This window comes from Marinagarivorans sp. (assembly GCF_982758155.1).
Genome location: NZ_CEXWTU010000021.1, coordinates 1 through 20,656 on the forward strand (window position 1 = coordinate 1; position 20,656 = coordinate 20,656).

A 20,656-nucleotide genomic window follows, 5' to 3' on the forward strand; every position below is an offset into this window, starting at 1 on the left:
GGCATGCGCCCCTTCGAGCGCCTTGCTGAGAAAGCAGGAGCCCTCGTCTAATTGGGCAAACTATTATTGCCTCGCCCCTAAAGCGGCTTGGGACACACATGCGGAAACAGATCTTCAACCTCTGTATCCAACAAGTCATTAACACGCGCAATATTTCGCTCTGGTACCGACGCGGTATCAGCACCGCTATCGACAATGGCCGTTAAGCTGGCTTCTCGTAGTAAATGAAGCATTGGGTGTGGAGAACGATTCGTTAAATTACCTCGATCACTCAATGCCGCCCCCTGAAATTGATATTCTGGGTGAAAACTAGCAACCTGAAAACGCCCTTCCCAACCAGAGCTAGCCAGCCATCCATCGACCATATCGACAATCGAAAGATAAAAATAAAAATCGTCAAAGCCTTCAGGTAACACAATAAGCGTAGTTTCTAGTGTGCCGGGGGAGCTACTGACCAGAAGCTCAACTTCACACTCCAACTTTTCAAGCAGGCTTTGCGCTTCCCCCTCATAGAAAACACTAAATCGGATACTGTTCGCCTTAAAAGGCTGATGCGCATACGGACACAAATTTAAACCTAACACAACACGCTCAAACCAATCACGTGTGCGCACAACAGCTTGTGCGCCCCGCTCTTTATTATCTAAAACTTCCACGAATACGCCACCGAATTACCCTCATCTTCATTCCAATCGACATGCTTCGCCATTACGGCTAAAAACACGCCTGAATGCTTAAATGTTTCCAACCAAATAACCACCTTTTGCCAAGACTGCCCTTTAAACCAGTCAGGCTCAACACTCGCAAACTGACGTACAAAAGGCGCAATAGCTAAATCTAAAAAACCGAGCTCTGTACCGCTCAAGAATGATGCACTACCCAAGCGATACTCCAGAGCTTGAATAAAGGCAGAAGCCTCACCCCGAGAATACTCCAAGGTGTACTCCAAGTGGCGATCCGAGTATTTGTAACGATCCAACCAGCATTTAAAGCGCGTATCATTTTCGCTAAGCAGCTCTTCATCATTTTCGCATAAAACACCAACAAGACCTTCACTCTGCCGATAAGCCCAACGCATAATATCAAGGCTCTCATCAATAACTTCACCACCAGGCAACACCATGACAGGTACCGTTCCCTTTGGTGATACTCCCAGCATTGCAGTAGGCTTCGCTTTCAAGCTCACCTCCCGCAACTCCACGGCACAACCGTTTACGGCTAGAGCTAACCGTGCACGCATCGCATAAGGGCAACGACGAAATGAATATAAAACCGGCAACACAGCAATAACCTTTCCTTCTAGGGGGGGATATTATGGCATAGCCTCAACTATCACTTAACGAAATAAAAAATGCCTTGCCGGTGCCAATAAAAAAGCCCTTATTGTGGATAACTTGTGGACGACAGGTACATATCTAGTGCTTAAATATTTTTTAACCACTACATGTTGTGTTTTAAAGTGTGGGTGACTATATTGAGCGCAACTGCAGCAAGAACACCGATTATTAAGCTTTGTGCAGGTGTTAGAGTCCACGCCTCCCAGCGCGGCACACTAAAGGCCGTGAAAAAACTTATACGTGACTTGCAATAAACGCAGACCCTCATCATTAGGCAATTACAGGATCACCCATTATGTTAAGTTGGGACGAGTACGGCGAAGACACAGCAACAGCAACCAAACCTGCACCACAGGTAAAGGCCCCCTCAAATACTGAAGCACAAGCTCCAGCACAGAAAGAAAGCCTCGATGCGGCGCCAACACCTAAAGGCGCACTTTCAGACAAGGTGCTTGAAGCTCAGCAAGCCATAGCAAACCTCGACCCAACACCAGGACTAGAAGAGCTAGAGCTCGGCGCCCAGCGAGTACAAGTTGATGACAAGCGTATGATCAACTGCCGAGCTGACCTTAACCAGCTCGTCCCCTTTAAATATGAGTGGGCATGGCAGAAATATCTTGATGGCTGCGCTAACCATTGGATGCCGCAAGAAATCAACATGACTCAAGATGTTGCCACCTGGAAGAGCAAAGACGGCCTAAGCGATGACGAGCGCCGCATTATTATGCGCTCACTCGGCTATTTTTCTACAGCAGACTCCCTTGTTGCCAACAATCTAGTGCTGGCGGTATACCGCCATATCACGTGCCCAGAAGCTCGACAATATTTACTGCGCCAGGCGTTCGAAGAAGCCATCCATACACATGCCTACCAGTATTGCATTGAGTCTTTAGGGATGGACGAAGGCGAAGTTTTCAACATGTATCGCGAAGTCCCCTGTGTTGCCAAAAAAGCGGCTTGGAGCATTGCTCACACTAGCGGCATTATCGACCCAACCTTCAAAACTGGCACCCCAGAAACAGATCAAGAACTGCTGCGTAACCTCATTGGTTTTTATGTCGTAACAGAAGGCATCTTTTTCTACTGTGGTTTCACACAAATCCTTTCGATGGGACGCCGCAACAAAATGACGGGCGTCGCTGAGCAATTCCAATACATTCTGCGCGACGAATCAATGCACCTGAACTTCGGCATTGACGTTATCAACCAGATTAAACTGGAAAACCCTCATTTATGGACAGAAGCCTTTGTTGAAGAAATCACACAAATGATTCTTGAAGGCACAGAGCTAGAAATCAATTACGCTCGCGATACAATGCCTCGCGGCGTGCTCGGCATGAACGCTAGCATCATGGAAGAATACCTCCACTTCATCGCCAACCGCCGACTTGCCCAACTTGGACTTCAAGAAGCCTACCCCGGCGCCCAAAACCCCTTCCCATGGATGAGTGAGATGATGGACTTGCGCAAAGAAAAGAACTTCTTTGAAACGCGTGTTATTGAATACCAAACAGGCGGCGCACTGAGCTGGGACTAACCTCATCCCAGCAAGACCCTTAGGGACGAGGCAATAATAGTTTGTCCAATTAGGCGAAGAGGGCCTGCAGGGAGGCAGGTTATTAGAATAACGCAGGGGCGGTTATCGATCGGCTTTCTTATCGAGGCGCTTAAAGGGGCGCATGCCTGGGCATGTAACGCTTTAAGCAACGAAGGTAAGGATGCCAATATCAAGCATTAGTGGATGAAATATTGCTTCCTCGTCCCTTACACTTAGTGAAATCACTCACGGCCGAACCATTCGGCCTTTTGGAGGATACATGAGCAACCGCAAGGCACCCGAGCGCCGCAACACTATCGACACAAGGCAAGACAGCAGCGACCTCAACATGGCCATAACAGAATTGCATCAAACCATCGTGCGACTCAACAAAGCCATTGACCGTGTTAAGCCCGATACAAAGCACTCAAATACGCTAATGGATACGCGAGACGCCATAAACGCCGCACTCGAAGAGCCCTCCGACGAGCCATGCCTTGCCAATCTTAATGTCCCCAAAATCTTCCATTAGATAGCTTCTTTTGAGCGCCAGCAGGCTGCCGCTTGCTCGGCGCAAATCCTATTTGCGACAAAAAAACAGCAAAACAGTAAAACCTTTCTATACTGGGTTAAGGTAAATGTCACTACAAGGACCACCTAACCATGACTCGAGCCCTAGTTGTCGACCAAAATACAGAGCGCGCCAAGAATACAGAATTTTACCTTCAGCAAGAAGGCTATAAGGCTGCTATAACAAAACCAGGCAAGTCATGCAAAGCCAATTGCGACGCCCTGCTTCCAGACATTATTCTGCTGACCGTTGATAACTGGCAAGACCAAACAATAAATACCTTAATCGAACTTAAATCGGCCACCAAAACAAAGTCCGTTCCTGTTTTAGTCATTGCATCCTGCTCAGACCCAAAAACACTAATATACAGCCTTGACTTAGGCGCCCACGAATGTGTTCTCGAGCCTGCCGACCCACAAGTGCTAGCAGCGCGCATACGCTCAGTATTGGCCATTAGTGAACGACAGAAAAAATTAGAACTCGCAAACTCAGAGCTTGCACAGCTCGCATCCACCGACGCACTCACACACGTATACAATCGGCGTCATTTCTTCACTCAAAGCCACGCCGAGTTTGCACGCGCAAAGCGCTATAGTCGCGGATTGTCTGTAATCATGCTGGACATTGATGACTTCAAATTAGTCAATGATCGATATGGTCACGCAGCCGGAGATATGGCACTCGTCAGCCTTGCGGAATGCTGCCGAAGTATTGTCCGCGAATCCGATATTGTAGGGCGACTAGGCGGCGAAGAGTTTGCCGTGTGCTGCCCAGAAGCAGACCTTATTGGAGCCAAAGCTATTGCCGAGCGCATACGCAAGCAATGCGAGCAAACCCTACTCAAATACCAAGAACACTCTTTTTGCATAACGGTCAGCCTAGGCGTTACTCAACTCGCTGAAGGCGATGGCAGTCTTGAGCACGTAATGCATCGTGCCGACAGACTTTTATACAACGCAAAAGATCAAGGCCGAAACTGCGCTATCGCCTGTTAGCAGCACCAGATAAAAAGAAATGTGCAATCGAGCGAACGTACGAGCGCCTAGCGTGAAATAACAAAAAGGGAATAAAAAAGGCGGCCTAGTTTGGCCGCCAAAAAGTGCAGAGTTACACTTGCTATCAAAGGAGAAACACTCCTTGAGCCGTATTTACACACCAACAGATGCCTAACCACAGCTCCCCACGCACCAGCCGTATTCACTACTGATACGTACTCGGGTCCGATTTCGCACCGCGATCACAGGGAAAGTGACTCGCACCAATATTAAGCAAAGGTGCACCGCGCTGCGTGAATGTTGCAAACAACATAAAAGACAAGAATCTAAAAGCACAATTCAGACCAACTACAAAAAATATATAAATGTGTTAAAAATCAGTTAATTGAGATGCTTTGACAAAAACAGATACGCAAGTAAGGCACCACATAGAGTCACAACAAAATCTATAAGCACCAAAAAAACACTCACGCATCAAAAAACAGCGGTGCATGCACACACAGAAAACAAAGGAAGCACCAAATTGAAGCAATATGTTATTAATTAACGTATTGCGTGACTAAAAGAAGCCTAGACGCAATAATAGCGGCATGACTACCCCTCCCCTCACAGACCCTTTCGGTCGCGACATAAGCTACCTTCGATTATCAGTAACTGATCGCTGCGATTTTCGCTGTACTTACTGCATGGCAGAAGAAATGACCTTTGCGCCCCGCAACCAGCTTCTCAGTCTTGAAGAAATGGCTTTTATTGCCAAGACTTTTGCAAGCCTGGGAACCCGGCGCATTAGAATTACCGGAGGGGAACCTCTTATTCGTAGAGACCTACCTAAATTATTGCGCGATATCACTCACGACAATCAATTAGAAGACCTCGCAATAACCACCAACGGAAGCCACCTAGCCCAGTATGCAGCAGAACTTAAAGAAGCTGGCGTTAATAGAATTAACGTAAGCCTCGACACACTGAAGCCAAGACGCTTTAAAGAACTTACGCGAACAGGTAATTTAAGTAAGGTGCTTGAAGGGATCGCAACGGCGAAACAGTTTGATTTCGATAAAATAAAACTCAACACTGTTGCGTTACGAGGATTTAACGACGGAGAAATAACCGATTTGGTTAATTTCGCCGTCGAACATGCACTCGACATCAGTTTTATTGAAGAAATGCCACTCGGTGAGATAACGGCTCATAACAGGAAGGATGCCTTTTTATCCAGCCTAGAAATAAAGACAATCATCAGTGAGCGCTATAACCTCAAAGAAAGCCAAGCAACCACCGGAGGCCCCTCGCGATATTCGTCAATCGAGGGGAGTAATAGCAAAGTTGGCTTTATTTCACCGCACAGCAATAATTTTTGCAGCACCTGCAATCGCGTTCGCCTCACGGCAGAAGGGCGATTACTCCTATGCCTAGGCAATGAACACAGCATCGATCTGCGGGCTACGGTCAGAAAACACCCGTTTGACACCGCAGCGCTAACCGCAACGATCGAAGAAGGCTTGCTATTAAAACCCGAAAAACATCACTTTGACCTGGATGCCCCCCCTCAAATAATCCGCTTTATGAATACTACCGGCGGCTAATCAATCAACCCCGGCACAAAAAACCTCGCGCCCCAATATTTCACACCCAGTCACTGGCAACAGCCGTATATGTTAGCCACACTTAAGCAAGCAGCAGTACTGCGCACCATTAAGATACCCCACTCGTATTCACTGAGCCACTGACGGACAGTGCGGCGCTAAGGAGCTGTGCCTTATCAAACAGTATACCGCGGAGGAAGCATGACCCTTAGCCAGAAAATATTAAGTACCGCACTCGGCGCTATCGCTCTTAGCGTTACTCTTTCGGTATTGGGTGCCGGTTACTTACACTACTCCACGCTAAACAATGATCTAGATTTTAGCGAAAAAGCATCGTCAGCATCAATCACCAAGCTTGGCACATCACTAACAACAACGACCAGTCAAGCCATCGCTACACTCATTCACTCACAAGACATAGATAGCATTCGCGCCATTATCGCTTCGACGGTAAAGCTCAATAGCCATATCACTTATGGCGCCTACCTTGATGAAGATTTGGTTCCATGGGCTATAGCAACCCCGACCAACCCCCAAGGGATACCCGAGTCACTTGACTCACTGGCCGATGAAAACAGCCTGTGGGGCAGCGAACTTCAAGCCGCCAGTTCACTTAAAACACATATAAACCAACGAGCCGTTACACTTTTTGCTAGCCCGGTGGTAATCGACCGTGAATTCAGAGGCGCCGTCTACTTCGCTACTCTAGACCAGCCCACCCAAGCACTCACAACTCCAGCCAACAAACTTTTTGGCGTGTCCACTATTTTTATCATAATGCTGCTGATCATTGCCATAACGTGTACCCTCTTCATCCGCCGCTTTATCAGTCACTACACACACCCAGTAGAGGACATTAAAGCCTCGATTAATAAAGCACTTTCAACAAAAACACTGATCGAAATCATCAGCAACGATAAATCATCTCAACTCATTAAGACCTACAACGTATTAGCCGAGCAACTCAACAGCGACACTCGAGACCATCAGCTACTCACGCAGGCAAGCATTGAGCTGTCAGAAACCACAACCCTATCGGCCGCCGCTATCACGGCAGCAAAAACACTCTATAAATGCACAGAAGCTTCGATCATCAGCGTGCTAGCTAAAGGCGCAGCCAATGAACAGCATATTTACTTGCTTGAAAATGGTCGTCACCATAATGACGAAATCCTAGAAAAGACAGCCCGAATCAATGCAGAGCTAGACGCCCTAATAGAGCGAGCATTAGTCACCTACGCACAGCAAGCCAGCCAAGCCCCGCTCCAAACTGCCGACGTCCTTTGCAACCAACAAGTGAGTGTAGTGGTTCTCTCGATAGGTCGTAGCGATAACAGGGCTGGGCATATATTGATAATCAATCAATCTAAAGACCAGAATTTACAAGCACCTCCCCTATCAGATTATTTTACCAAACACCTTAGCCAACTTTTAGCCGTGACAATTACAAGAATCAATACGCATAACATGAACAAAGATAAAATCAGCAGGCTCGCGCAAGACAATCAGGAAGCTGTACGACTTCTGAGTAAAAGAAAGGATGACATCGACAACCTTATGAAAAACCTGCAGGAAGGAATGTTGATTATCAATGAAGACGGCACTATTGATGGTCAACACTCCCAAAAACTAGAACAGATTTTAAATATCAAAAACGTTGCAGGAAAACACTATAAAGAGGTGCTGTTTGTAAACAGCGGGCTATCATCTTCAGAGATTGATCGGATTATGTGTACCATCGATGCAACCCTGGGCAGCCAAGAAGTCATGTATGCTTTTAACAGCCATTTACTCTGTGAAGAAATCAGCATTATTGACCCTAACGGAAATAATAAACGGCTACAAAGCCAATGGAGCCCCATCATAGAGCAAGGCATTATTACTAAACTTATGCTGACTCTCTCAGACGCCACACACCAAGACGCTTTAGAGCGCACCACTCGCGCACAAAAAGAAGAGCTTGTTCTTGTGGGGCAAGTATTAAAAGTCAACGCGCAAAAGTTTGAAGAACTTATGCACTACGCGAAAACAACTTTAAACCGAAATGTCAAGCTAATACGCAACCATGAACGTTGCGGAACGCTGGACTTTGACGCACTGTTCCGCAATACACATAACATTAAAAAAGAAGCTCGCGCACAGGGTTTAACCCACCTCACCGATAGCCTTCACACAATTGAGGCCAGATACGATGAAATACGTAAACAACTACAAGCTGACTGGCGAGTCGCGGATCTGCTCTCAGACTTACAAATCATCACAACCAAAATTGAACGTTACAAACACATCAACCATGACATATTAAAACGCACCGATCACGCTGCTCCCCCTAGTATCAATAAAGAACAGCTATACACGATTGCTTCTGAGTTGAAAAATTTAAAGCCAGCAATCTCAAGCCGAAGCGGCTTAACGAGCCTCGCAACAATAGAAAGCATCCTGCTAGACGCGACTACACTCGACATTGCTCACCTAGCCCACAAACGCCTAGAAGCTTTAGCCGAGGTGGCAGGACCACTCGGCAAACCAAGCCCCTCCATTAGTGTTCAGCCCAACGATTTCAGAATTCACAACAAGATAAAGGCGCCCATAACCGATGTTTTCGACAAAATTCTTAGGAATTGTATTTATCACAGCCTTGAGGCGACTATAGATCGACAAAAAATCAACAAAAACGAAGAAGGGCTCATCAAGTTCAACCTGAGCGAAAAAGCCGGCAACCTCATTATTCGCATTACGGATGACGGCAAAGGTTTAAACATGAAGAGATTGGCTGAAAAAGGGGTCAACAATGGCCAAATAACGCCAACTGAAGCAAAAAACCTCAGCAAGGTCGCCGAGCTCCTATTCAATAAAAGCGTCTACACTCCCAGCTCGCCATCAATCGACAGCGGCTATAGGTACGGCATTGCACAGATTAAAGACACGCTAACTGAACTAGGAGGCAATGTGAGCATAGAGGTTGTAAGCCCCTATCTAAATGATTACTGCGAAGTGGCTATAGAGCTCAGCCTGCCGGCCAACCTTTATATGAGAGCCAGCGAGCAGGCCAACCCAATAAACACTGTAGCCAGTAGTTTATAAAAGTAGCCGAAGACACCTAATTCGCAGGCACCTTCGACCCTGACGCGCTAAATTTTATAACCAACTTCTTCGTGCAAGCTAATATCCAGACCTTGCGCTTCATCTTCGGCACTAACACGAATACCGCCAGTCAGTACGCCGGTTAATTTCACCAAAACAAATGTCACAACCGCTGTATAAGTGGCCGTACTCAAAACTCCAATAAATTGCACACCAAACTGCTCAGTAATAGAGACATTATCACCACCGAAACCTAAACCAGAAAATATTCCAAGCTCAGTTGATGCAAAAATGCCTACCAGTAACGTGCCCAATATGCCGCCAACGCCGTGAACAGGGAAAACATCCAATGAATCATCGATTTTCAGGCCGCGCTTAATCCAATGGGTGGCAATAAAGCACACCACACCTGCCGTTAAACCAATCACGATAGCCGCCGCAGGCCCAACAGAACCCGATGCAGGTGTAATGGTACCCAAACCAGCAACCATTCCCGTCACAATACCCAACGCACTTGGCTTACCAAACTTTTTCCATTCAATAACCATCCAGGCTAAAGCACCAGCAGCAGCCGATAAATGCGTGACTAACATAGCCATCGCCGCCGCGCCGCCGGCAGCAAGTGCGCTACCACCATTAAAACCAAACCAACCAACCCAGAGCATGCCAGCACCAGTGACGGTCATTGTCATATTATGTGGAGGCATGGGAGTTTGAGGAAAACCTCTGCGGTTACCAATCATCAACGCGACCACCAATGCTGCAACACCGGCAGTAATATGCACAACAGTGCCGCCAGCAAAGTCCAGCAAACCAAGGTTAGCCAGCCAACCGCCGCCCCATACCCAATGACAAATTGGGACATAAACGGCCAACAACCACAAAGCACTGAAAATTAATACAGAAGAGAACTTCATGCGCTCGGCAAAAGCACCCACGATTAACGCAGGTGTAATCACTGCAAACGTCATCTGGAATAGAGCAAACAAAGGCTCAGGGATATCGCCAGATAATGACTCAGTACCCATACCAGAAAACATCACGCGGCTAAAGCCACCAATAAAGTCATTACCCTCAGTAAACGCTAAGCTATAACCCAGCACCAGCCATAAGATTGATGCGATGCAGGCAATAGCAAAGCACTGCATAAGAATAGAGAGCACGTTTTTGGAGCGAACAAGGCCAGCATAAAACAATGATAACCCTGGCAGAGTCATAAATAAGACTAAAGCGGTAGCCGTTAATATCCATGCAGTATTGCCGCCATTAAGGCCTTCCTGTGCAAATACAGGACTACTGCAGACTAATAAAGCAAGAGCGCTAATTATAAATTTCATGGGGATTCCCGATAGCAAGTGTCATTATTATTACGCCTCTTAGTGAGCGCGATAAGCGGTAGTCACTTTAACTTCAACTCCTTGAAGTATCATTAAGTGCACCACAAAAATCCGTAAGGGTGTGCATTCTACACAATGCAGCCTATTTTGGTGCAATACGATACCCGAAGATTGATACCGTTAATAGATATGCCTAAGGCGAAGACTAAATGCGCCCCCCCTCTTTCAATTTATGAATGGCATCGCGTAAAGAGCCAGCCTTCTCGAATTCCAAATTTTTCGCCGCTTCAAACATTTGCCTTTCAAGCTCAGCCACCTGAACCCAGACATCCTTACCCTTTAGTTCATCCGATAAATAAGTTGCGGCAGACTCTGCAATAGCCTTGCGTTTACCCACCTTGGCACCAGGAATACGCGCGCCATCAAGAATGTCTGTGACGCGCTTTTTGATACCTCTCGGTGTTATGCCATGCTCTAGGTTATAGGCTACCTGCACGGCACGTCGACGATCCGTTTCATCGATTGCACGGCGCATAGAGCCCGTCACTTTATCGGCATAAAGAATACAGCGGCCATTAACATTTCGCGCTGCACGCCCAATGGTTTGAACTAAGGACGTCTCTGAGCGTAAAAAACCCTCTTTGTCGGCATCAAAAATTGCAACCAGCGAGACCTCTGGCATATCAAGACCTTCACGTAATAAGTTAATACCGACCAAGACATCAAATTCACCGGCTCTTAAGTCACGGATAATTTCAACACGCTCAACAGTATCGATGTCGGAATGAAGATAGCGAATACGGACGCCCTGCTCCTGTAAAAAGTCCGTTAAGTCTTCCGCCATACGCTTGGTCAAAACGGTAATCAGCACCCGTTCATCTTTTTTGACGACCTTGTGAATTTCGCTCAAACAATCATCAACCTGAGTACCTGCTGGTCGGATCTCAATATTAGGATCGACCAACCCTGTCGGTCGCACAACCTGCTCCACCACCGCACCAGCATGCTCTTTTTCATATTTACTGGGCGTCGCCGAAACAAAAATCATTTGAGGAGCCGCGCTCTCCCATTCGTCAAAACGCATAGGGCGATTATCTAATGCCGAGGGCATACGAAAGCCATATTCAACCAGCGTTTCTTTTCGTGAGCGATCGCCTTTATACATGGCCCCAATTTGCGGCACAGTGACATGCGACTCATCAATGACCAGCAACGCGTCATCGGGGAGATAATCAAAAAGCGTGGGTGGCGGCAAACCAGGTTCGCGGCCCGACAAATAACGTGAGTAGTTTTCAATGCCGTTGCAATAGCCTAGCTCTTGCATCATCTCAACGTCATAACGTACCCGTTGCTCGATACGCTGAGCTTCAACCAATTTATCGTTGCTGCGCAAATACGCCAGCCGAACATCAAGCTCCGCTTTAATATGATCGATTGCGTCGACAATCCGCTCGCGTGGCGTCACGTAATGACTTTTGGGATAAAGCGTATAACGAGCGACTTTCTGCTGGACATGCCCCGTTAAAGGGTCGAATAACATGATTGATTCAATACAATCATCAAACAACTCAATGCGTAGTGCTAAATCTTCGCTATCGGCTGGAAATACGTCAATGATATCCCCGCGCACGCGGTAGGTCGCACGATGAAAGTCAATGTCATTACGGGTGTACTGTAATTCAGCTAATCGTACTAACAAATCACGCTGATCCATTGCGTCGCCGCGCACCAAATGGATCACCATCTTTAAATAAGCTTCAGGGTCGCCCAAACCATAAATAGCTGAAACCGTCGCGACAACAATGGAATCCTTTCGCTCTAGAAGCGCCTTAGTTGCACTCAGGCGCATTTGCTCTATATGCTCATTAACTGAAGCATCTTTTTCAATAAACGTATCGGAGCTAGGAACATAAGCTTCAGGCTGATAATAGTCATAATACGAAACAAAGTACTCCACCGAGTTATTCGGAAAGAATTCTTTAAACTCGCTATAAAGCTGGGCAGCCAAGGTTTTATTGTGCGCCATCACCATAGTGGGACGCTGAAGCTTTTGAATAACGTTAGCAATGGTAAAGGTTTTACCCGACCCCGTTACGCCCAGCAATGTTTGGTGAGCTAAGCCCGCCTCCAGACCATCAACCAAAGCCTCAATCGCTTTTGGCTGATCCCCAGCAGGCTTAAAGGCCCCCTTCAGATCAAAAGCTTTCATTGTTTTTTCTTCACCATGAAATTAAGACACCCAAACATTTAACAGTTAGCGCTTATGCGTTATTGCATAGCATTGATGAATTTTCGTATTTCTAGAAAAATCGACATCAATGCTTTCTGTCGTAATGTTTTCGACATTAAAACGCTCTAAATCACTCTCTTCCAATTTAAAACTACGAAGATTATTAGAGAAGTAAAGCGTACCCGCCGGCAGCAAAACATCCATGCAACGCTTAATCAGCGCAACATGGTCGCGCTGTATATCAAGCACATCATCCATACGCTTAGAATTAGAGAAGCTAGGTGGATCTAACATAATCACATCAAAACCCTCGCGGCAACTGGCGAGATATTTGATGGCATCCATTTGAACCAGCAGGTGACTCTCTTCGCTAATACGGTTGAGCTCATAATTACGCTTAGCCCATGCCAAATAGGTGTTGCTCATATCAACGCTAACCGTTCTTTTCGCACCACCTAAAGCCGCATGAACACTCGCCGAAGCGGTATAACAAAAAAGATTTAAAAATGATTTACCAAAGACTTCTTCAGCAATTTTTAAGCGCAGCGGACGATGATCTAAAAACAAACCCGTATCGATATATTTATATAAATTAACCCAAAAACTAGCATGTCCTTCTGTCACTTTTATATCAGGGTTGTCCGCCAGGGCATATTTTTCATACTGGCGGTCGCCTTTATTGCGCTCGCGCGTTTTAACGGCGATTTCATCGGGCAGTTTTTCAAACACACTGCAAACCGCAGACTGTATTTCATTAAAACGCGCTTTAGCCGCATTAGGTTTTATCGTCTTAGGGGCAGCATATTCCTGCAGATGAACCTCACCAGCATAGATGTCAATGGCTGCTGAATATTCAGGCATATCGGCATCATAAATGCGGTAACACGTATTACCCGTTTTCTTGAGCCAAGGTTTAAGCGCCTTAATATTTTTTCGCAATCGATTCGCAACCATCTGTGCGCCATCAGTTAGCTTCAAATTAATCGGCCGCTCACTCGTCGCCTCCCCCTTTCTTAGGGTTGCCTCTGAAGCCGCTAAAAGTTTAAATTGTTGGAGCTCACAAGGAATAGCGCCATTAAATAATTTGTTCTTTTTACTGGCCCGCATTCGCATATGCTGAGCAAGCTCAGGATTACCGGTAAAGACACCCAGCGTCCAGCCCGAAAAGTATTCTTTTGCCACCTGAGCCATTTGTAAATAAGTGCCTTTAAGATCCTCTACCTCACCTAAACGCTCACCATACGGAGGGTTGGTCACTATCAGGCCGATAGGCCATTCTGATGCGCAGCGCAATTGCGATAGCGCATTATGTTCAACAAACACCTTGCCTTTTAGGCTGGCGCGCTGAATATTATTATTCGCCGAGCGCAATACTGGCGGGTGCTTATCGAAACCATAAATAGGCGGGAGTGGTTTGTCGGCAGCACTTACAAGCTTCTCTTTCGCCGCCTGATATTGCTCCTGCCAGATGCCGCTGTCATGCACACTCAAGTTTTCAAAAGCCCAATGCTCACGATAAACACCCGGCGGGACGTCTAAGGCCATCAATGCAGCCTCGGTTAAGAAAGTCCCAGAGCCACACATTGGGTCAATCAAACTGCCTCCAGCAGCGGCTACGGCGGGCCAGCCCATGCGCAACAAAATGGCCGCGGCGAGATTTTCCTTCAGTGGCGCTGCGCCCTGCTCTTGGCGATAACCTCGCTGGTGCAAGCTACCCCCAGCGAAATCCAGTGCAATAGTGACTTCACCACGATTTAAGCGCACATTAAATCGAATATCCGGGGATTCCTTGTCAACGTTCGGACGCTCAAAACCCGCTTCACGCCAATAATCAACAATTGCATCTTTAACCCTTAACGCACCAAACTGAGTGTTATTGATTGCTCGATTACTGCCACTAAAATCAACAGCAAAACTGGACTCAGGCCGGCAGATGGAGCGCCAATCAACAGCTTTTGCGGCGCCATAAAGATCATCGCCAGTCTCAATTAACGCCTTGCTAACGCTCCACAAAACGCGGTTAGCCAAACGCGAATGTAAAACCGCTCGGTAGGCAAACGCTAAATCGCCACCGCAAGAAACACCGGCAATGGTTTGCTTGCAATCATCAGCGCCTAAGCTTTGCATTTCATCTAATAATAAGTCTTCAAAGCCCTTTGGGCAGGTCACAAAAAATTGCATAACGTTCTCTAATTGAATCTCTAATTTAAATAACTTTTAACTGAACTTTTAACTGAACTTTTAATTGAACTTTTTTGGCACACAATGTACGCAAATACCGCACGCCTGCTTATAACCTTAATCACTTAAAAACAGGCCTATTAGAAAAAAATAGTTGTTCACAGTTATAAGAAAATTTGCTCTACTGGTTGTCCGCTAACGCAGCGGCTCGTTTGTCATATTGATGTCATCTGGGCGTGTTAGGCCACTCCGAGAGCGCAATATAACAAACAGATCTTTAACCTTGATGTGAAAGACCTGGTATTGGAATCACCCCTCCACCTTTTGGCGGAGATCGCAGCAAGCGAAAGGCAACTTCGGGATAACCCCCGCCTCTTGCGCTGAGTTGACGATACATAAACACAAACAATGTGCGCAGTGTAACGGCAACTATTGTAATGGCAATCGGTGATGACAGTTATAGCAAAAAACACTAGCGAGGTATCGCCTACTTATGAAAACACAGAAAAGAAGCCAAATTAATCGCGCACAATCCAAAGGCTATCAAGCAGGAGCCTCTGGCAAATCTTGGAATAACTGCCCATTTGAAATAGGCAGTGCAAGAGAAAGCTGGATGGCTGGCTGGCGCGATGGTAGAGAAGACAACTGGAACGGCTTCGGACCCGCGGCACAGGCGCAACGCCTTAGCAATATGTAGGCAGCCAAAGCTGACCTATCGTTAAATTTGATGTTTTCACTCATAGCGTAGAGGTAAATTTTAACCCACGCCTTCGTTAATAGCGTAGCTAACGTCGGCCCAAAAAAATCGAAATGAGCCAATAAGCAAACTCATTTTATACATATAAACGGAAAAGCTTGTGACGACGCCATTAACCTACATTCGCAGGATAAGCGCGACAAGCTCTTCTAACCAAGTAGCAAACTGCAGGATAGAGAGAAAGAAAGACCAAGCTTTATTCGCAATACAGCTCTAACTGACGACCTGTATTATCAAATTGACGCCACACTAAAATGAGGCTACGCAGTAAAGAAGTACAGTCAGTAAAAATAGGCTTCCGCCGCCCCCCAGCCACTATAAAGAGTGGCAGCCCCTAAGGTTTATATGGCCTAGGGGCTTTTTTTTAACTTCACATTAGGGGTTTGCACACACTAGCAATCACCACCCACTCACTCAGCCATTAGCATTTCAATCTCGTTAATTTCTTTTGGCACGCCGCTGGTCAACACCTCACAACCATCTAAAGTAACAACCACATCATCCTCAATGCGAATACCAATACCCCGCCAGCAAGCATCAACAGTTTCATCATCCGCCTGTACATATAACCCAGGCTCCACGGTCATTGCCATACCCGGCTCAAGCTCACGCCACTGCCCATCAACTTTGTAAGCGCCAACATCATGAACATCCATTCCCAACCAATGCCCAACACGATGCATATAAAAGCGCTTGTAATCATTACCAGCAATTAAAGTAGCGACATCACCTTTGAGCAACCCAAGTTCAACCAAACCTTCAGTGATCACCCGAACAGACTCCTCATGAGGCTCGTTCCATTTACAACCAGGAGCGATGACATCTATCGCGGCATATTGCGCCTTCAACACCAGCGCGTAAAGCGCAGCCTGCTCAGCTGAAAATTTCCCACTAACGGGAAAAGTCCGTGTGATGTCGGCTGCGTAAAAATCAAGCTCACAACCTGCATCAATCAATACTAAGTCGTCATCTCGAAGCAAAGCCTTATTTTCAGTGTAATGAAGCACACAAGCATTACTCCCTCCGCCAACTATCGTATTGTAAGCAGCGCTTCGGGCACCAGACATCGCAAACGTATGCATGATGTCAGCTTCAAGCTGATACTCATAAAGCCCTGCACGACAGGCTTTCATTGCGCGTACATGCGCCTTAGCCGCAAGTTCACACGATGCTCGCATCATTACAATTTCCGGCTCGGTTTTAATTAACCTTAATTGATGAACCAAAGGATTAACATCGCAGAGCGTCGACGGCGCCTTCGCACCAGTCCTAGCTTTTGATCGCACAGTATTCAGCCACGACATAACCTCAGCATCAAAATTGTCACCAGCAGCCAGCGGATAGTAAACGCTATCCGCACCATCCAGCAGCCCAGGCAATAATTCAGCAGCATGATCAATAGTGAATGCTTCATCCGCACCAAATTCAGCCACCGCACCCTCAGGGCCGGCCATTAAGCCTTCCCAAATTTCTTTTTCTCGGTTGCGCTCGCGACAACAAATAATAAATTCGCCCTCAGCACGACCGGGAGCCAGCACCAATAATGCCTGCGGCTCATTAAAGCCAGACAAATAGTAGAAATCACTCTCCTGGCGAAAATGATAATCAGTATCGCGACTTCGCATTTTAACGCTTGCCGCTGGAAAAACAGCAATGCTATTTGGAGCCATCAGCGCCATTAACTTTTGGCGTCGCAAGGCAAATATCTCAGCTAATAAACTCATAATGTCACTCCATTTATTCCTATTGCTAAAGCCAACCAATCACGCATGCATCAATGTAATTGCGCGCTACCCTCAGCATCTTCAGCCGCTACCGAGGGCTTTTGATTATGCTGATGAAGATATATAGCCGCAATACGAACAAATTCACACAGTTCAGTGTAAAGACTTTCATTTTCATCACTCGCTTCAAGGTCGATATCGATTTGCGCCACCTCTGCCAATGTCGTCAGCATGTCCTTGCCGTCAACATCAAGAGAATCAGCATCACATTCAGACAACCCAAAACCCATCAGAAACCCCTGACACCACTGCCCAAGAGCCTCTGCACGCAAAGACATTGACACCGCGTCATCAGGTAACAGCAACCTGAAACCATAATCACTATCTGCGATGCCGCGCTGCGCGAGAATCAGATAAGCCGACAATGCTTCGCGCGCTTCAACTTCCCCTAAAGGCTCCGGCAAATCCATAAACTCCTCTGCCAACATCAACCACTTCTCCGCATCCAATGAAGCATCGCCAGCCAAAAGGCCAGAGACAAAACCCTGAAGGTCTGCAGGGCTACTAATCGCCCGTAAACGGAACAAAAAGTCCTGCCAATGCTCCCATGAATGTATCGCATCTAAATCGCTCATCACTAACCTCTATTAATCTTGTTCCGCACCAAGCGCACGAATATAAAAGGTTGTTATGCTATCACGTGACGGCATTCATTGACGTAATCATGAGGACTGTTTAGCATCCATAAGCCGATGTCAAAGGTAGGCACATTGAAAGACAGTTATAGCCCTAAAGAGGAATGGACCTTGAGCAAACCGTTGGATGAGTCGCGAAGCGATAATGATTACGAGGCGCGTATTAATCGCTTGGAGGCAAAACTGGATGCACTCATCGCCTATGCCCACAGCTTAGAGCAGTCGAAAGAAGCACTTAAAACACAGTCAAACGAGTGGCAGCAGCGTTACAAAGAATCCATGCGCCAACAAGTAAAGACGCGCGAGCGACTTGAACAGGTTGTAAAACACCTCAAAAACCTAGAGATGCCGTAACACTCATGACCCAGCCTGCGACGCCAAATATTAAAGCCCAGAAAGTCACCGTTGACATACTCAACCGCGAATTCGCCGTTGCATGCACTCCTGCCGAAAAGCCTGCACTACTCGAGGCTGCAAAATTGCTGGATGAACGCGCCCGCAAGCTTCGCAGCCAGGGCGTTACCACCAGTCAATTCGACCAACTACTTGTTGTTGTTGCTCTAAACCTTTGCCACGAACTAAAGAACACTGCATCAAAAGAGGGAGGAGCACCGAAATCAATAGAATCAGGCAATAAGATTCAGAGCTTCATAGACAAAATCGATCAAGTATTGAGTGAATAACACGGCGAGGCAGCAATAAGGCAATAAGGCGCTACACTAAAAACAAACCGCTTTTAAATGAGTGCCTCCATGTCGCCCTGGCAACAACAGTTTGAACATAACATCCAAACGCTAGGGTTTTCTCACGACACCACTCAAGCACTTATGCTCGAATCCCCAGAACCACAGTTACGGCCGGATTTTAAATGCCGCAATCCCGAGCAATTCAATCGTCACCTCAATAACTTTATCAATACATTGCCCGGACTAAAGGCAATTTACAACACCCCAAGCAGCCCCGACCTAAAAACATGCTGCGAGCTTAGCTTTCAACACCCTCGTTTACTGCAACAACTGCACCTATTAGAGCGATTAAATACACACAATTACTATAACGCCCTATTCTCAGCACTTGCAGGTTTTGCCATCGCGAAAGATATCGAGCTGAGCAGGGAGAGCTCTGAATTGACATTCCTTGCAGGCCTTTACCACGACATCGGATTTCTTTACTACCCAATGGAGCCTCCGATTCAGCATTTAAATGAAAGCCAAGCTCACGACCCCGCCGTTCGCGCTCATGGCGCTGTTGGTGCAGGCATCGTCAAAAGGCTTTCAAAAGCACCGCTGGCACTATGCGACATCATTCGAAACCACCACCAGCGCAACGACGGTACAGGTTACCCTAGCGCCGCCCCAACCGAAAACGATGATGTTATTGCTATTATCTCCATTACAGATCTTATAGTAAGAGCTACGCATGAATACAGCCATTACCCCGAGCACAATCACCAGCTAACCCGGTGCACACTGCAGCTCCATACCAATGAGTATCCGCAAGCCATTTATAGGGCGGCAATCAACCTCACCAGACACAAGCAAGACGTTACCGAGCCCCCAAAAAATCAACCCAAGGCGAGCATAGTCACCGAGCAAGGCTATGCAATTGCGTGCTGCAATAAAGACCTAGACAGGGCGCTTAACCTACTTATTCAAAACCAACCCGTGGAGCGCAACGTAGCCTTGCGCAAACTGCAAGAGCAATTGCACACAGGGATTCACAATATTGGCATAGATCTTCAAGGGTACTCATCCTCAGTCGAGGCATTTGAAAGCAATCACACGCTAGAGCTAATTAACCTTAACGTGCTTCAAAATGAAATGTGCTATCTAATGGGAAGACTTTATACGGCACTGCAGGAGCGCACCTCGCAGCTCAACAGCCATGAAATATCACTCAAAACACAACTGCACGACATACTAGAACGCACACCGCTGCCCCGCCTGGTTACACCAGAAACGGAAAGTGAAAAAAACTAAAGTTTCTCAACCAGAGATTGGTAGCCGCCATTCCAATAGCATAATGGTGTACTTGGCTCACCCGACAAAATAACATCGCGTATACGCCCTATTACTACCAAATGCGTACCGTAAGTGACTACTTCAGCCACCTCACACTCAAACACAGCGGGTGCATCCAGCAATCGCGGCACATCATTGGTATCCCAGTCACCGATAGAAAAGCGCTTGTCGTACATGTCTGGGGTTGCACATGCATTAGAAACTTCTTGATGCTGACTCCCCAGTAAATTAACAGAGAATTTAGCTCCGACAGCATTAACTATATTTGCCATTCGAGCCTTAGCGTTCACGCAAACCAACAAAGAAGGCGGCGTATCAGATACCGATGTGAGCGAGGAAGCGGTCATGGCATGCATTCCCCCCTCAGAATCGCGTGCAGCAATAACTGAGACGCCGCTAGCCCACTGACGCATGCCAAGCTTCATTTGGTCCGCAAGCAAGGCGGAATCTTCATCTGATGGCAGGGAAGGTGAATCCATTGTCATAACGTTCTCTCTCTAAAAACAAAACAGACGCGCCCAACAACCGCTTTGGCTTTGGCAAGTCGCGTATACAATGCGCGCATCATACCCTCCGACCTTCGATTTGACACGCCTCAAGA

General features: G+C 46.8%; 17 protein-coding genes. 9 read left to right on the plus strand and 8 right to left on the minus strand.

Annotated elements, in window-relative coordinates; genetic code table 11:
- Positions 1-77: 77 nt before the first annotated feature.
- Complete coding sequence (locus AC3A8L_RS04340; RefSeq protein ID WP_487961009.1) at positions 78-656, minus strand: DUF1415 domain-containing protein; 579 nt, start codon at positions 654-656, stop codon at positions 78-80.
- Positions 644-1,282, minus strand: coding sequence for a glutathione S-transferase (locus AC3A8L_RS04345; protein WP_487961010.1), 639 nt, complete (start codon positions 1,280-1,282; stop codon positions 644-646). Before AC3A8L_RS04345 ends, AC3A8L_RS04340 begins: the two co-directional genes overlap by 13 nt.
- A gap of 350 nt (positions 1,283-1,632) precedes the next feature.
- Between AC3A8L_RS04345 and AC3A8L_RS04350 the strand changes: the two genes are divergently transcribed.
- From AC3A8L_RS04350 to AC3A8L_RS04370, 5 genes are all read left to right on the plus strand, one after another.
- A complete protein-coding gene (locus AC3A8L_RS04350; protein ID WP_487961011.1) occupies positions 1,633-2,874 on the plus strand; it encodes a ribonucleotide-diphosphate reductase subunit beta in 1,242 nt (413 codons plus the stop codon).
- 280 nt (positions 2,875-3,154) lie between these two features.
- A complete protein-coding gene (locus AC3A8L_RS04355) occupies positions 3,155-3,406 on the plus strand; it encodes a hypothetical protein (protein ID WP_487961012.1) in 252 nt (83 codons plus the stop codon).
- A gap of 131 nt (positions 3,407-3,537) precedes the next feature.
- Positions 3,538-4,440, plus strand: coding sequence for a GGDEF domain-containing response regulator (locus AC3A8L_RS04360; protein ID WP_487961013.1), 903 nt, complete (start codon positions 3,538-3,540; stop codon positions 4,438-4,440).
- 590 nt (positions 4,441-5,030) lie between these two features.
- Positions 5,031-6,026: a GTP 3',8-cyclase MoaA gene (moaA, locus tag AC3A8L_RS04365; protein WP_487961014.1), complete on the plus strand. Its 996-nt coding sequence runs from the start codon at positions 5,031-5,033 to the stop codon at positions 6,024-6,026.
- 201 nt (positions 6,027-6,227) lie between these two features.
- On the plus strand, positions 6,228-9,110 hold the full coding sequence (locus AC3A8L_RS04370; RefSeq protein ID WP_487961015.1) for a hypothetical protein: 2,883 nt from the start codon (positions 6,228-6,230) through the stop codon (positions 9,108-9,110).
- A gap of 47 nt (positions 9,111-9,157) precedes the next feature.
- Here the strand turns inward: AC3A8L_RS04370 and AC3A8L_RS04375 are convergent, their stop codons facing one another.
- From AC3A8L_RS04375 to rlmKL, 3 genes are all read right to left on the minus strand, one after another.
- Positions 9,158-10,447, minus strand: coding sequence for an ammonium transporter (locus AC3A8L_RS04375; RefSeq protein ID WP_487961016.1), 1,290 nt, complete (start codon positions 10,445-10,447; stop codon positions 9,158-9,160).
- 205 nt (positions 10,448-10,652) lie between these two features.
- Positions 10,653-12,656, minus strand: coding sequence for an excinuclease ABC subunit UvrB (gene uvrB, locus AC3A8L_RS04380; RefSeq protein ID WP_487961017.1), 2,004 nt, complete (start codon positions 12,654-12,656; stop codon positions 10,653-10,655).
- 45 nt (positions 12,657-12,701) lie between these two features.
- A complete protein-coding gene (gene rlmKL, locus AC3A8L_RS04385; protein WP_487961018.1) occupies positions 12,702-14,858 on the minus strand; it encodes a bifunctional 23S rRNA (guanine(2069)-N(7))-methyltransferase RlmK/23S rRNA (guanine(2445)-N(2))-methyltransferase RlmL in 2,157 nt (718 codons plus the stop codon).
- Between the two features lie 493 nt (positions 14,859-15,351).
- Between rlmKL and rmf the strand changes: the two genes are divergently transcribed.
- The gene (rmf, locus tag AC3A8L_RS04390; protein ID WP_487961019.1) at positions 15,352-15,555 is read left to right on the plus strand and encodes a ribosome modulation factor; all 204 of its coding nucleotides are present in this window, start codon (positions 15,352-15,354) and stop codon (positions 15,553-15,555) included.
- Between the two features lie 470 nt (positions 15,556-16,025).
- Here the strand turns inward: rmf and pepP are convergent, their stop codons facing one another.
- Entirely contained in the window at positions 16,026-17,339 is a 1,314-nt protein-coding gene (gene pepP, locus AC3A8L_RS04395; RefSeq protein ID WP_487961020.1) for a Xaa-Pro aminopeptidase, read from the minus strand.
- A gap of 50 nt (positions 17,340-17,389) precedes the next feature.
- Positions 17,390-17,974, minus strand: coding sequence for a UPF0149 family protein (locus tag AC3A8L_RS04400; protein ID WP_487961021.1), 585 nt, complete (start codon positions 17,972-17,974; stop codon positions 17,390-17,392).
- Between the two features lie 135 nt (positions 17,975-18,109).
- Between AC3A8L_RS04400 and AC3A8L_RS04405 the strand changes: the two genes are divergently transcribed.
- The 3 genes from AC3A8L_RS04405 (at position 18,110) to AC3A8L_RS04415 (ending at position 20,013) form a co-directional block, all read left to right on the plus strand.
- The gene (locus tag AC3A8L_RS04405) at positions 18,110-18,388 is read left to right on the plus strand and encodes a hypothetical protein (RefSeq protein ID WP_487961022.1); all 279 of its coding nucleotides are present in this window, start codon (positions 18,110-18,112) and stop codon (positions 18,386-18,388) included.
- Positions 18,389-18,393: 5 nt separating this feature from the next.
- Entirely contained in the window at positions 18,394-18,717 is a 324-nt protein-coding gene (locus tag AC3A8L_RS04410; protein ID WP_487961023.1) for a cell division protein ZapA, read from the plus strand.
- 69 nt (positions 18,718-18,786) lie between these two features.
- The gene (locus AC3A8L_RS04415) at positions 18,787-20,013 is read left to right on the plus strand and encodes an HD domain-containing protein (protein ID WP_487961024.1); all 1,227 of its coding nucleotides are present in this window, start codon (positions 18,787-18,789) and stop codon (positions 20,011-20,013) included.
- On the opposite strand, the gene AC3A8L_RS04420 is transcribed toward AC3A8L_RS04415, so the two are convergent.
- On the minus strand, positions 20,010-20,540 hold the full coding sequence (locus tag AC3A8L_RS04420) for a flavin reductase family protein (protein WP_487961025.1): 531 nt from the start codon (positions 20,538-20,540) through the stop codon (positions 20,010-20,012). The genes AC3A8L_RS04415 and AC3A8L_RS04420 overlap by 4 nt on opposite strands.
- Positions 20,541-20,656: the final 116 nt, after the last annotated feature.

What these genes read in the sequence shown, in the direction of transcription:
- AC3A8L_RS04350 (WP_487961011.1), top strand. Translation starts at nt 1,633, where the DNA reads ATGTTAAGTTGGGACGAGTACGGCGAAGACACAGCAACAGCAACCAAA.
- moaA (WP_487961014.1), top strand. Translation starts at nt 5,031, where the DNA reads ATGACTACCCCTCCCCTCACAGACCCTTTCGGTCGCGACATAAGCTAC.
- AC3A8L_RS04420 (WP_487961025.1), bottom strand. Translation starts at nt 20,540, where the DNA reads ATGACAATGGATTCACCTTCCCTGCCATCAGATGAAGATTCCGCCTTG.
- rmf (WP_487961019.1), top strand. Translation starts at nt 15,352, where the DNA reads ATGAAAACACAGAAAAGAAGCCAAATTAATCGCGCACAATCCAAAGGC.
- AC3A8L_RS04410 (WP_487961023.1), top strand. Translation starts at nt 18,394, where the DNA reads ATGACCCAGCCTGCGACGCCAAATATTAAAGCCCAGAAAGTCACCGTT.
- AC3A8L_RS04360 (WP_487961013.1), top strand. Translation starts at nt 3,538, where the DNA reads ATGACTCGAGCCCTAGTTGTCGACCAAAATACAGAGCGCGCCAAGAAT.
- AC3A8L_RS04375 (WP_487961016.1), bottom strand. Translation starts at nt 10,447, where the DNA reads ATGAAATTTATAATTAGCGCTCTTGCTTTATTAGTCTGCAGTAGTCCT.
- AC3A8L_RS04415 (WP_487961024.1), top strand. Translation starts at nt 18,787, where the DNA reads ATGTCGCCCTGGCAACAACAGTTTGAACATAACATCCAAACGCTAGGG.
- AC3A8L_RS04355 (WP_487961012.1), top strand. Translation starts at nt 3,155, where the DNA reads ATGAGCAACCGCAAGGCACCCGAGCGCCGCAACACTATCGACACAAGG.
- rlmKL (WP_487961018.1), bottom strand. Translation starts at nt 14,858, where the DNA reads ATGCAATTTTTTGTGACCTGCCCAAAGGGCTTTGAAGACTTATTATTA.
- uvrB (WP_487961017.1), bottom strand. Translation starts at nt 12,656, where the DNA reads ATGAAAGCTTTTGATCTGAAGGGGGCCTTTAAGCCTGCTGGGGATCAG.
- pepP (WP_487961020.1), bottom strand. Translation starts at nt 17,339, where the DNA reads ATGAGTTTATTAGCTGAGATATTTGCCTTGCGACGCCAAAAGTTAATG.
- AC3A8L_RS04400 (WP_487961021.1), bottom strand. Translation starts at nt 17,974, where the DNA reads ATGAGCGATTTAGATGCGATACATTCATGGGAGCATTGGCAGGACTTT.
- AC3A8L_RS04370 (WP_487961015.1), top strand. Translation starts at nt 6,228, where the DNA reads ATGACCCTTAGCCAGAAAATATTAAGTACCGCACTCGGCGCTATCGCT.